This window comes from Sulfuricella sp. T08 (genome assembly GCF_000971475.1).
Taxonomy (GTDB): Bacteria; Pseudomonadota; Gammaproteobacteria; order Burkholderiales; family Sulfuricellaceae; genus Sulfuricella.
In genome coordinates this window covers 205,880-218,827 of record NZ_DF967522.1, presented here as the reverse complement: position 1 = coordinate 218,827, position 12,948 = coordinate 205,880, and the positions used below count along the sequence as shown (strand labels likewise).

The 12,948-nt window shown below is 56.7% G+C and carries 7 protein-coding genes; 5 read left to right on the top strand and 2 right to left on the bottom strand.

Annotated features, from left to right (window positions below; all coding sequences use genetic code 11):
- Window position 1 precedes the first annotated feature (1 nt).
- The 5 genes from prsK (at window position 2) to SCT_RS01370 (ending at window position 7,764) form a co-directional block, all read left to right on the top strand.
- Window positions 2-2,086 (top strand): XrtA/PEP-CTERM system histidine kinase PrsK, encoded by a 2,085-nt coding sequence (gene prsK / locus SCT_RS01390; protein WP_059418069.1) that lies wholly within the window; start codon window positions 2-4, stop codon window positions 2,084-2,086.
- Between the two features lie 16 nt (window positions 2,087-2,102).
- A complete protein-coding gene (gene prsR / locus SCT_RS01385; protein ID WP_059418067.1) occupies window positions 2,103-3,455 on the top strand; it encodes a PEP-CTERM-box response regulator transcription factor in 1,353 nt (450 codons plus the stop codon).
- Window positions 3,456-3,571: 116 nt separating this feature from the next.
- Window positions 3,572-5,410 (top strand): asparagine synthetase B, encoded by a 1,839-nt coding sequence (locus SCT_RS01380; RefSeq protein WP_059418060.1) that lies wholly within the window; start codon window positions 3,572-3,574, stop codon window positions 5,408-5,410.
- 136 nt (window positions 5,411-5,546) lie between these two features.
- Entirely contained in the window at window positions 5,547-7,112 is a 1,566-nt protein-coding gene (cysC, locus tag SCT_RS01375; protein WP_059418052.1) for an adenylyl-sulfate kinase, read from the top strand.
- Window positions 7,113-7,359: 247 nt separating this feature from the next.
- Window positions 7,360-7,764 (top strand): hypothetical protein, encoded by a 405-nt coding sequence (locus SCT_RS01370; RefSeq protein WP_059418050.1) that lies wholly within the window; start codon window positions 7,360-7,362, stop codon window positions 7,762-7,764.
- Between the two features lie 120 nt (window positions 7,765-7,884).
- Here SCT_RS01370 and SCT_RS01365 read toward each other — a convergent pair whose 3' ends face one another.
- Both SCT_RS01365 and SCT_RS01360 read right to left on the bottom strand, forming a co-directional pair.
- Window positions 7,885-11,256, bottom strand: a complete 3,372-nt coding sequence (locus SCT_RS01365; RefSeq protein ID WP_059418048.1) for a VanZ family protein — start codon at window positions 11,254-11,256, stop codon at window positions 7,885-7,887.
- 127 nt (window positions 11,257-11,383) lie between these two features.
- Window positions 11,384-12,700, bottom strand: coding sequence for a hypothetical protein (locus tag SCT_RS01360; protein WP_059418045.1), 1,317 nt, complete (start codon window positions 12,698-12,700; stop codon window positions 11,384-11,386).
- Window positions 12,701-12,948 lie beyond the last annotated feature (248 nt).

Genomic DNA, 12,948 nt, shown 5'->3' with positions numbered 1-12,948 from the left:
CATGTTGACAACAAATATTGCGGCACTTAGTTATGGCGCCGCCGCGGCAGCATTTTTTTTCTTGTCCGGTCTCCTGTTGACCAGTTGGCGCGGACGCCTGCACGGGATGGTGCTCACTGTCGCATGCCTGCTTTCTGCGCTTTGGGCGGCGACGGTCGCCTATCAGGCCACTTTGGGACGCCCGGTATCGCTCTTGACAGATATCCTGGAAATTCTTCGGAATGCAGGCTGGACCGCTTTTCTGGTCATGCTGCTGGGTCCCTTACGGCAGACTGAAGCTTTGTCTTCCCCCAAGGTCAAGCCAGCTGTGGTGGCTGTGGCAGGGTTTTACCTTTTGCTCTTTCTTGCCACTCTTTACTCCTATGGAGGCCTCGGCACTTCCCCTCTTGGGGTGATCGTTTTTATGACCAGTATCGTCGGACGCGGGGCAATGGCGGTTATTGGCATGATCTTGGTGGAGCAGCTCTACAGGAACACGCCTGCCAAGCAGCGCTGGGGGATAAAATTCGCCTGTCTGGGGATAGGCGGGGTGTTCGCTTACGATTTCTATCTTTACAGCGATGCTATGTTGTTCAGGCAGGTGAGCCCAGAGATCTGGACAGCACGAGGGATAGTCAATGCCCTGGTCGTTCCCCTGGTGGCGGTGTCTGCAGCGCGCAACCCTCAATGGTCATTGGGAATCTCGGTTTCGCGCCGCATCCTGTTCCACTCCACGGCGCTGTTGGGGGCCGCCATGTACTTGATGATCATGGCGGCTGCCGGCTACTACCTCCGTTTTTTTGGGGGAAACTGGGGCTCGGTACTGCAGGTCGCTTTTCTGTTCGGTGCCGTGGCATTGCTCCTGGTCGTGCTGTTCTCGGGCACTTTGCGTTCCTGGCTCAAGGTATTTATCAGCAAGAATTTTTTCAGCTACAATTACGACTACCGGGAGGAATGGCTGCGTTTTATCCACACCCTTTCCGAGGATGCGCACGGTCTGGGCGAGCGTGCCATCCAGGCCATTGCGGAGCTGGTGGAAAGCCCTGGCGGGGCTTTGTGGATCAGCCGCGAGTCCGGTGATTGCGAGCTTGTGGCGCACTGGAACATGCCGCTGGCTGGTGGGATCGAGCCAGTGAACAGCCCTTTTTGCCGGTTTCTCGAAAATCAGCAATGGGTGATGGATTTGCAGGAGTACGACGCCCATCCGGAAAAATACGCTGCAATCGCCATGCCTCAATGGCTGCTCGCCATTCCAAAGGCATGGCTGGTGGTTCCGCTGATCCAGCATGGAGGATTGTTTGGTTTTGTGGTGCTGGCACAGCCCAGGAGCAGAATCAGTTTGAACTGGGAGGTTAACGATCTGCTCAAGATCGCCGGCCGCCAGGCGGCAAGTTATCTCGCGCAACAGGAAGCGGCCAATGCGCTTCTGGTGGCGCGACAGTTTGAATCATTCAATCGCATGTCCACTTTTGTCGTGCATGACCTGAAAAATTTGGTTTCCCAGTTGTCACTGCTGCTTTCCCTCTCCGAAAAACACAAAAATAATCCGGAGTTCCAAAAAGACATGACCGACACAGTGGATTTCTCGGTACAGAAAATGAAGCTGCTCCTTCGGAAATTGAGCAGCGGTTCTTCTGATGAGAAGCCTGCCCCGCTTCCTATTGAAAATCTGCTGCAGCAGACGGTGGCGGCCAAGCTGGCCGACACGCCGAAGCCGGTGCTTGAGATACTGGAGCCAGGCTTGGTTGTCTTCGCCAATTGGGCGCGCCTGGAACGGGTGATCGGGCATCTCATCCAGAATGCCATTGAGGCTACTCCCAGGGACGGCCAAGTCATCGTGCGCCTGGCCAGGCGGGATGACTCCGCGATCATAGAGGTCAAAGACAGTGGGCATGGCATGAGCGAGGAGTTCATCCGCGAGCGGCTGTTCAAGCCTTTCGAGTCTACCAAGTCGGCGGGCATGGGGATAGGCGTGTTTGAAAGCCGGGAATATATTCGCGAACTCGGGGGCCAGCTGGAAGTCGCCAGCAGCCAGTCGGGTGGCACTACTTTCCATGTGATTCTGCCGCTTCACCGCCAGGATCAGGCTGTCGAGAGAGTCACATAGCGTGAAAGGAAATCCGGTGAATCGGGACAAACCCCCCTTGCTGATTATTGAGGACGATCCCGGCCTGCAGAAGCTGCTGCGCTGGAGCTTCGAGGCTTACGAAGTTTTGGTGGCAGGAGATCGTGAAAGCGCGCTTGCGCTGATTCGGCGTCATGAGCCGGCGGTTGTTACCATGGATCTCGGGCTTCCTCCTGACCCCGATGGCGCCTCGGAGGGCTTGGCCACGCTGCAGCAAATACGTGCACTTGCACCGGATACCAAAGTGATCGTCCTTACCGGCAACCAGGATCATGCCAATGCGGTGAAGGTCATCGGCATGGGCGCTTACGATTTTCACCAAAAGCCTTTTGACCCTGAGATGCTCGGCTTGGTGGTCGAGCGGGCTTTTTTCCTGCACGCGCTGCAGCAGGAAAACCGCCGGATGCAGCAAGTCCAAATGGATTCCCCCCTGTCGGGCATCATCAGCAGGGATCCGGGCATGTTAAAGATATGCCGTAACGTGGAAAGGGTCGCGTCCTCCGACGCCACAGTAATGCTATTGGGCGAAAGCGGAACCGGCAAGGAGGTGCTGACAAAGGCCCTGCACCAGTTGAGCCCGCGGCATGGGGAGCGCTTCATGGCGATCAACTGTGCGGCGATCCCGGAAAGCCTTCTGGAAAGCGAGCTGTTCGGCTACGAGAAGGGCGCCTTTACCGGGGCTGCCAAGCAGACTCTGGGCAAAATCGAGTGCGCCAATGGGGGCACCTTTTTTCTCGATGAGGTGGGTGACCTGCCCATGGCCCTGCAGGCAAAAATTTTGCGTTTCCTGCAGGAAAGGGTGATAGAACGGATAGGTGGGCGCGAAGAGATCCCTGTGGACGTGCGCATTGTCTGTGCGACACATCAGAACCTAAAGGAAATGATAGCGGCGGGAAGCTTCCGCGAAGACCTCTATTACCGGTTGAGCGAGATCGTTGTCACGATTCCCCCGCTACGGGAGCGGGTGGGCGACGCCGCCTTGTTGGCGCATCACTTCAGGAACAAGTTCAGCGTTCAGGAGGGGCGCTCCTCGCTCAACTTCAGCCAGGAGGCGTTGGCCACGATAGAAAGCTATTCATGGCCTGGCAATGTGAGGGAAATGGAAAACTGCATCAAGCGTGCCGTCATCATGGCGGATGGCTCCCAAATCAGTGTGGAGGATCTCGGGTTGCAGGCATTACCCATGGCGGACGAGCCTCTCAATCTGCGGCAGGTGCGGGAAGAAGCGGAATACAAGGCCTTTGTGAAGGTGCTGGCGAGAGCGGATGGCAATATTACCAAGTCGGCCGACTTGTTGGGTGTCAGCCGCCCCGCCCTGTATGACCTGATGAAGCGACATGGGATAAAGTAACCCACTTGTCGCGTAGCATCCTGTTTTTCGCCTGTTTCCAGAATAACCGAAAAACAATGGGTTTAAAGGCCCAAAAATAAAGGGGCGTTGATGTTCCATAAAACAAGGAAATTGTTGTGAGTGGTCTGTGCGGCTGGATAGGCTACGGTGCCACAACTGCCGAGAACCGGCAGATTGTAGAGCGAATGGCCGGGCCGCTGGCGCGGTTTGACGGCAGCGGCGTCCAGGCGTTGGCATGGGGGGGCAGCGCCCTGGCTGTCGCCGCGAGCGGCGACAGCGCCCACCTCTATCAAAAGGAAGGGCTTTTGGTCGCGGTATGGGGCCGGGTCAGGTTTATGGATTCCCGTCTGGCCCAGCTTGCGCAGGCCGAAGGTGTGGCCAAAGCGCTGGCGGACGGCTGGCGGGAAGGGGGAGAAACAGTCCTCCCGCTTCTGGAAGGGGCGTATGACCTTTGCATTCTGGATGAAGCTGCCGGGGAGGCGGTTCTGGCGGTCGATCGAATGGGGACCCAGCCGCTTTCCTACACGCTTTCTGGGGATGGGCTGGTGTTCGGTTCATCGGCGGATGCCGTCATCCTTCACCCGTTGGCAATACCGGAGATCGACCCGCAGGGCCTCTACAATTACCTCTATTTTCATATGGTGCCCGGCCCCGACACGATTTACACTGGGCAAAAGCGCCTCCTGCCGGGCGAATATCTGGTTTTCAGGAAGGGTCGGGCGGAAACAAAAAAACACTGGGAAATGCAGTTCCTGGAAGGGCAAAAGCGCCCCTTTGACGAGCTCAAGCAGGAATTTTTGCGGCTGCTGCGCTCAAGCGTGAGCGAGGCCGCGTCAGATCAGGAGGTTGGCGCCTTCCTCAGCGGCGGGACAGACAGTTCCACGATCGCGGGCATCCTGGGGGAGGTTGGCGGCCGGCCGGCCCGCACCTACTCTATCGGTTTCGAAGCAGATGGCTATGACGAGATGGAATATGCCCGCATCGCGGCGCGGCATTTTTCCACCGAGCATCACGAGTACTATGTCACTCCGGACGACGTAGTGGCAGCCATCCCGCAGATTGCAGGAATTTTCGATCAGCCCTTCGGCAACGCTTCTGCCGTGCCCGCTTTTTATTGCGCACGCATGGCGAGGGCGGACGGTCTGAACAGGATCTTGGGCGGTGACGGGGGCGACGAGCTATTCGGCGGTAACGAGCGTTATGCGAAGCAACATATCTTTTCCCTCTATCAACGCATCCCCTCGTTATTGCGCAAGGGGGTATTGGAGCCCGCTGTCTTCGGCATGCCCGGCGGCCAGAGAGTGTCGCTAGTGCGCAAAGCCCGCAGCTATATCGAGCAGGCCTCGGTGCCGATGCCGGCGCGCACGGAAACCTACAACCTGCTGGATCGTTACGGCCATGGGGAGGTGTTTACACGGGAGTTTCTGGCTACCGTTGATCCGGGGCAGCCGCTCTCCCACTTGAACGAAACCTATCGCCAGGCCCATGCCCAAAGCCTGATCAATCAAATGCTCGCCCTCGACCTGAAGTTCACTCTCGCCGACAACGACCTGCCCAAGGTGGTCAAGGCCTGTGAACTGGCGGGAATGGAGGCGGCTTTCCCGTTTCTTAACAACGAAATGGTGGCCTTCTCGGCGCGGCTGGCGCCGGAGCTCAAACTCAAAGGGACAAAACTGCGTTATTTTTTCAAGGAGGCATTACGCGATTTCCTGCCGGACGAGATCATCACCAAGCAAAAGCATGGTTTCGGCCTGCCCTTCGGCGTCTGGCTCCAGAATCACAAGCCACTGCAGGAGTTGGCCGCCGATAGCCTGAATGGCCTGAAATCGCGCAACATCGTGCGTGCTGAGTTCATCGACAGACTTCTCGGGCAGCATCTGGCGGAGCACGCCGGATATCATGGCACCATGGTGTGGGTGCTGATGATGCTGGAACAGTGGTTCAGGCAGCACTAGTGGCCTGCTTCCGCAAATACCCCGGATTCAAAAACTCCTTAAAAAGTTTTCCGGGAGCAGCTATGCTTTCGTTATAATCGCGATGCACTTGCAGACTTGCAATCCGCCCAAATTATCCTGAGATTCCACTTTCCATATGACTTACGCCCCCGACTCCACCATCATCAATGCACTCTCGTGCAGCCAGCAGCACAAGAAGGCTTTGCGTTTTATTATCTGTGGCAGCACCGGCTCCGGCAAGAGGACCCTGACCGGGCTGCTGCCCGACCAATCAAAAATGCTGTTCGAGGGCCAGCTGGCCATACTGGACGCCGGCGCGAAGAAGAAGGAAACCCAGGGCGTTCACAACCCTGATTCCGTCCTGCTGGCGGAAGGATGGTCCGCGGATCACGAACAGACCGATGCAGCCCACAGCCTCTTCTCCGCCGACGTGGCGGTCATCCTTATTGACGCAAGCAAAGGCATGCTCACCCAGAGCCGCCAGCATAGCCACCTGGTATCACTGCTTGGCATCCGCAAGGTTATCCTGGCCATCAACAAGATGGATCTTGTGGACTACTCGGAAATAGTGTTTCAGCGCATCGTCGACGACTACCACGGCTTCGCTAGCCAGATCGGGCTGGAACACATCACTGCGATTCCCCTCTCGGCGTTGCATAGCGACAACATTACCGCGCACGGCAACCACATGGCGTGGTACCACGGCGCCACTCTGACGGGTTGTCTGGAAATGGCTGAAGTCGATATCTCGCGCGGAGAGGCCATTTCCGCAGCCGATGCGCCGGCAAGCGTGGCCGACCAGTTCGAATCCACGATTATCTGGATGCACGATGCACCCATGTTTCCGGGGCGGTCGTATTTGCTCAAGACCGGGTCCCAAACGGTTACTGCCACTGTTACCGATATCAAATACCAAGTGAGCATGGGCTCTCCGGAACACCTGGCGGCAACAAAACTGGAGAAAAATGCCGTCGGCGTGTGCAACATCAGTGTCAACCGGCCGGTCACCTTCAAACCCTATAACGACAATCGGGATATGGGCAGTTTCATCCTTATCGACCGCGTGAGCAACCACATCGTCGGGATGGGACTGCTGCACTTCGCCCTGCGCCGTGCACAGAACATCCACATGCAGCAGGTTGACGTGGACAAGGCTGCACGCGCCATAAGCAAGGAGCAGAAGCCCCGCATGCTGTGGTTTACAGGCCTATCTGGCTCTGGGAAATCCACCATCGCCAATCTGGTGGAAAAAAGGCTGCACGCCATGGGCTGCCACACTTACCTGCTCGATGGCGACAACGTGCGTCATGGCTTGAACAAGGACCTTGGGTTCACCGAGGTTGACCGGGTGGAGAATATCCGTCGCGTGGCGGAAGTAGGCAAGCTGATGGTGGATGCCGGCTTGATCGTCCTGGCCGCATTCATTTCCCCCTTTCGTTCGGAACGCCGCTTGGCGCGGGAACTGCTCGAAGAAGGCGAATTTGTTGAGATATTTGTTGACGTCCCACTTTCGATAGCCGAGCAGCGTGATCCGAAAGGACTTTATCGCAAGGCCCGAAGAGGTGATCTGAAAAATTTTACTGGGATCGACTCGCCATATGAGGCGCCTCAAACCCCTGAAATCCATCTCGACACAACTTCAATGACACCCGATCAGGCGGCCGAGTTGGTCGTGGCGGCTATCGAGCACAAGATGGGCTAGTCAGCCGCTTTAATTTAAATTCACTATTCAACTGTGGGATCGGGCGACTGAATATTTGTCGAGAATGTTTACACTTGTAACTCGGGTTGACTATAGTTAAAGGGTATCGCATTGATAGGAAAAGAAAAACTACAAGTGGTGCGAAAATTGCTATTTAATATTTGGGCCGTCAATCGAATTGCCAGCGAGGCTTATTTCCAGGCAACGAATTGATATCAACATTATTCACTCGAAAGGAGTAACGGTTATGAAGCGTCTTATGGTTGCAAGTATCGTTTTGCTCGCAGGGATTTCTGGGGAGGCAATGGCTGCCTGTTCAGACCAGCAAGTTACAGGCAGCGCCCTTACATCATTGATTGCAGGTAGCACGGTCTGTGCTACGCGGGGTGCCGAAAAGTGGCAGGAGCAGCATCGGGCCGGCGCTCAACTTTGGGATTACAAGAAGGGTTCCAGCGATAAAGTCGATCCATCGAAGCAGGTCGGAACCTGGAGTATCAATAATGTGGACAACACTGTTACGTACTTCTATACGGGCGGCCCTAGCTATACATACAGCGTTCATGGCTTGGCAGGAGGCCCGTATAGCTTCTGCACTAATGGTGCCGAGGTGGTAAGTGGCGCTACCTTCACAGGAACCATCGGCGGTTGTTAATGAAGCAGGAGGCGGGATTTTTGGTTTAGGTGGCGGCGGTGGCGGTTTTTCAGTGCGATTGTCGCCAACTCACGAATCTACATGCAATCTCTCGCATGGCGTTTATCTTGTCAGGGATTCCTAGGGCGAGTTCAGGGCGGTCCGCTCCCCTCCGCCGGCTCGCCCGCAGAACCAGGCTAGCAGCAGGAACAGCATGAGCAGGCGCGGACTGTCCACCAGGCTGTCGAGGGTTCCGATCACGAGGAAGCCGATGCTGGACGCCAGCATCGCACCGGCCATCACGTCGCCTCGCCAAACATCGCGACCGGCGCGCCATAAGCCAACCGCGACGAAAAGGGTCAGGGCGACCCCCCCCAGCCAACCCTGGTCGAACAGAACTTGGATTGGCAGGCTCCAGATATGCCATGGCTTGTCGTTGTCGACGGTGAAGAACCACCGGTCCAACCCCCGCGAAAAGCCCCCGTTGACCAGCAGGTTGTCCTCGTCCGTTGCCTGCAAACGCACTTTGTCCACATCTACCACGGCATGGGCATTGGAATTGTAGATCGACAGCTTGACGGGGCGGGCTGCATACCAGGGGCCGCTTCCCAAGTCACCCGATAGCATGTGGGTCTGGACTGGCTGCCACCGTCCGTTTCCTGTGACATCAATGGTCTTGAAGGCGCAGCGGGCTGAGGTGAGCAGCCATTTTTCGCAGATCGATACGGTGACTTGGGTGTTAGGCTGATCGCTGCGGGCGTTCATGCTGAGTGTATAGTTGTGCTGCTGTTTTATCGTGACGAACTGCTCCATGTAGAGCGGACTGCCCGATCCTAGCCGCAGAAAGGTGTTGCCAGTTTCGGAGCCTAGGCGGTAAGTGGCGGCTCGGCTTTCTTCGCTACGCCAATAATGGGTTTCCGGGTAACGGCCAACCCCCATCCCGAATAGTGCCGTGCCCCAGCCCGGATCGCGCATCTGCAAGGCGTTGGACCAATGGGCCAAACGTATTCCCAGATCGGTTCCCGTCCGGGACATGCGAGCCTGTGTGAACGGGCCTTTGAGGATCGGCACCGCCACCGCGAGAGTCAGCGCCGCAAGTGCGAAAGCCGCCATGCTGCGCTTGAAAGGCCAGGTTCGCACCCGATTACCTGATTTTGCAGTTGCCGCCAGCAGGGCGAGCGCCAGAGCGACACCGTAGGCAGCGTAGCCAATGCGCGAGAAGGTGACCATCACCCCATAGGTGGCGCCAACCAGCAACGCTGTACCGATCAGCCTTGTTACCCAGCTCTGCCTTTCAAACAGCAGCACCACCAGGAATGGCGTCGATAGCGTCAGGTAAGACTCGATATCCGCCCCGCCAGTATGCATCTGGGAGAAGGGCCCGGTTACCCGGTAAACGTCGGTGAAATTGAACAATCCCGGGAAGACAAAGCGTTCCCAGACGATCACAGCCACCGTGCCAGCCAGCCCGACAACCATGCCCCAAGCGAAATGGCGGCGAACGTCCTGCCCGGTGAACGCCAGGCGTCCGAGCAGGCCATATAACAGGAATGCCCACAATGCACCCTTGGCAATGCGTAGCGCGTTATAGGGGCTGTAGTAGTTGGTGAATGCGTTTGAATCTGGCATCTGCCAAGGCAGCAAGCCGCGGATGGTGCCGATTGCATAGGAAAGACCCAGCAAGACAGCGAGGGAGAGGAGCAGCAGGTCGCGTTTCGAATGGCGCGGCGCGGGGGGTAATCGGACATAACCGACGGCGACGCTGGTCAAGAGAAGAAAATCAAACTCGTCGAAATAGAAGCATCCACTCCAGGGGGCGAGGTCGAAAAGCGCCAGAGCGGCTGGAATAACGATGAGCAGAAACTGTGGCCGGTACCAGATCAGAGCTGCATACCCAGCGAAAAGCGGGCCGAGGAGGGCTGGTTGGTAGGGAAAGGTCGCCACACCCCAGCCGACACCCACCAAGCCCACAATCAAGACGGCGTAACCTATCCACAACGGCCTTTTGAGCATGGCAAGCGGCATCGCCGATGCTGTCGCGTCCAGCATTTGGTCATTTATTGCTGGCGCCCAAGCCCCGGAAGCCTCAGTTTCACTGCCGCAGAGGCTGCGGTGCATGTGGCTGGTTGACGTCGCAGCCATCGGCGTGTCATTGCGCTTCGGGGCCTCGGCGGACATTGCAGGGGCCGAGGCAAGCCGTTTGGCCAGTTTCGCTGTTGCCCAGGCAGCAAACCCGGCGATAAGGAGGTTGGTGGGGTCGGGGTGGAGGCTCTCAAGGAACAGCTTGCTCGTTTCCATGAATCCGGCTATCAGCGTTGCCATTAACATCGCCAGCTTGGGAGGGTTCCAGTATGCCCAGGTCAGAACCCCAATGGGTGCGTACATCAGGCATACGGATGCCAAACTTAACAGCGCAGCCTGTTCCGTAGTGTAGTAATGGTAATAGAAGGGGAGAAAACGAATGCCATTGAAGGCGCTCATGGCGGAGTCGATGCCTATCCAGCGATGCTCGAACCAGCCATTGACCGCAGCCAAGGCAATCAGATAAAGGATGCCCACGGGTAGACCGAATCGCCTGAATCCGGACGCCAGTTGCGGTGGTTGCAAACGTGTACGGTGGCGCCAAAGCCGTGCGCCCAGATACATTCCCGTCGCGCGGGTAAGCACGGAAAGACCTTGGCTAATGCCGGAAACGATGAAAAATTGGGCAATCTCAATAATCAGCCCAAGGACCGCGCCTGAGAGGAATGCACGTGTGGGAGAGCACAGTGGCCGCCCGGTTCTCTGTTGACAGAGCATCAAACCCAGGGGCACGACGGCCAAGGCTTCTGCGCCCAGCTTGGCCAGAGTAAGCGCGATGCCTCCGTGCATGGACTCCGTCGCTACCAGCCATCCCCAGCCATTCGAGTGAAGCTTCCATTCGAGTTCAGATACTGATACCAGGAAATCGTAGGGAAATAGGCTGAACGCGACGTAGCCAAGAGCGTATGCTTTCAGCAGGTGGGCAAGCAAACGACCCGAGTTTCCCGTCAGCGTGGAGAGGAAGGACCTGAACCGATTTGACCAACGCGATGCAAAAACCGCGCCCAGGATGCTGCCTAGAAATTCGGCAATGACATCGTTGATGGATACCGTTCGGGGCGGGAAAAATAGTTGTGCAAATTCAACTGTCACGGCCAAGGTGAACGAAAACAGAAGCGAACCGATAAACGCCAAGGCAAGGGCGCGATGCGTCTTGAAATGCGTAAATAGCGTGAAGGTGAGGAAGCCGACGGGCACGTAGAGCACGCCATTTGCGACCCAGTCGGCACGCCCTTGGGCGCCGACGTTGAGTAGCCTGATGTGCTGGAACATCTCCCATGCCTGATCCCAGGGTAGTGGATGAAAATCCAGAGGCACCAGGCTCCCGTAAACCACAAAGCAAACGTAGAGCAGCCACCACGGGAGGACTGCGACCTTGGATGGGATGATCCGGGTATCAGGCCTGCGGCGCGAAGAATGATCGTAGGTCATGGTTTTTCATGGCTGCCAATTAGCTCAAGTCAAAGCGATGGGGCTGAGTAGACCGGACCGAATGCGGCTTTCTGGCAATTTGCATTTCAGGCACGACGGTCATCCGGGTAAGGGAGGGGGCACATCTTCACGGTTTCCGGCTTCTGCTGAGCGGCCAGCCAGGGTTGCGGCCTTCGCCTGCGTAGGCACCGGTGAACGAGTCTTTCCGACGGTTGCCGTTGAAATCACGATTCCAACTTTCATAGCCATGCAAAGAGCGGGTCTCCATTTGTATTTTCTTCAGCTTGCCCGGACGCGGATACAGGTCCAGCTTTTCCAGGGGATCAAAAGGCGCATTGAGGTATCTTCCCGCTACTTCGTAGTGCTTGGTCACGTTTGCCGATGATGTCCCTAAGGGAAGCGATAGCGGCGGCCCACCAAACACCGCATTGCCCGCCACGAACTGGCTATACTCAGGGTCTCCTTCGCGTCTCAGAAGAACAATACCATTTTTAGACGCAACAACTGTATTGTAGAACACGCTGATGGTTCGTGGCGTGTCGTTGTGAGGTTGGATCCGGATCGCGTCGCCCGCATGATTAACGAACAGGTTGTTGTACAAGGCGATATTCCCCTCGCCCTGGAAGAGTGATTCGCCAGGGTTCTGGTAGAAGAAATTACCATGGACGAGATAGATGTCATTGGCACCGGGGCCCACCAGCGGAAAGTGTCCTACCAGCACGTTTGGCCTGGCCATAGAGCCATTCGATGCACCCTGTTCCTTGCTGAACACATTATCGCGAATGGTGGTTACGCTGCGTTCCTGCGGCATCCCCAGCAGTTCCGGGCGCTGGTTCTGGTGTTTGATCTGCAGGTTGTAACCGATCGTATCCAAAATCACGTTGTGCTCGATCAGGCCACCCACAAAAGGGGCGTTGCCATCAGAGTTGCCCAAATAGATGCCCGTGCCGGCGCCCACAATCCGGTTTTCCCGAATCACCCAGCCCCATGCCGGACATTTGGTGGAGATGCCCACTGTCTGCTGGTTATTGCCATGGCCACGGATATCCAGATTCGCAAGAGTTATATGATGCGCCCACTGTGCATGGCCTTCGCATTTCACGCCGTCCACAGGCAGGCCCGCACCATCGAGTGTCAGGTTCCGTACCGTTACATGACTGGAGTTCACAATGCTGACGGTGTTGCGCCCGGCATGTGCCAGGAGGATGGCTGGCAGCGCGTCGCTAGGAGCGGTGATCACGATGGGAGCTTGCGCGGTCCCGTTCAGATTGTGAATTGGAAGGCCGCGTTCATAAATGCCCGGGGACAGAGTCAGCCGATCACCTGGCGTGAGCTCGCGAAGCAAGGCCACATAGGTATCTGGCGTTGCAGTGTATGCCGTGCCGCCTACCGCCGTGTTAGCCAGTAGTATTGTACCCATTAAAGCAACCAGTGGTTTGATCATCGACATTCTGCCCGGATAGCAAATCGACCCGCAGGCCGGTGTATCAAGTAATTCCCATGGCAACACAATACGTCAATCGCGCTATGTCCAAACTGCGCGCCATGATCTCGCGAATAGCGTCAAACAGGTTCAATCTCACGCGACACGATTTTCATGTCAGAATATGCTAGCCCGAATTACAATATAAAGACATCACCAAACCAAATGCCAGCCTTCAGCACGAGGCCTGCCTTCCATCAATCCTCTGC

Excerpts from the sequence above, each read along its gene's own strand:
- SCT_RS01365 (WP_059418048.1), bottom strand. The coding sequence starts at position 11,256 with ATGACCTACGATCATTCTTCGCGCCGCAGGCCTGATACCCGGATCATC.
- cysC (WP_059418052.1), top strand. The coding sequence starts at position 5,547 with ATGACTTACGCCCCCGACTCCACCATCATCAATGCACTCTCGTGCAGC.
- SCT_RS01360 (WP_059418045.1), bottom strand. The coding sequence starts at position 12,700 with ATGATCAAACCACTGGTTGCTTTAATGGGTACAATACTACTGGCTAAC.
- prsK (WP_059418069.1), top strand. The coding sequence starts at position 2 with ATGTTGACAACAAATATTGCGGCACTTAGTTATGGCGCCGCCGCGGCA.
- SCT_RS01370 (WP_059418050.1), top strand. The coding sequence starts at position 7,360 with ATGAAGCGTCTTATGGTTGCAAGTATCGTTTTGCTCGCAGGGATTTCT.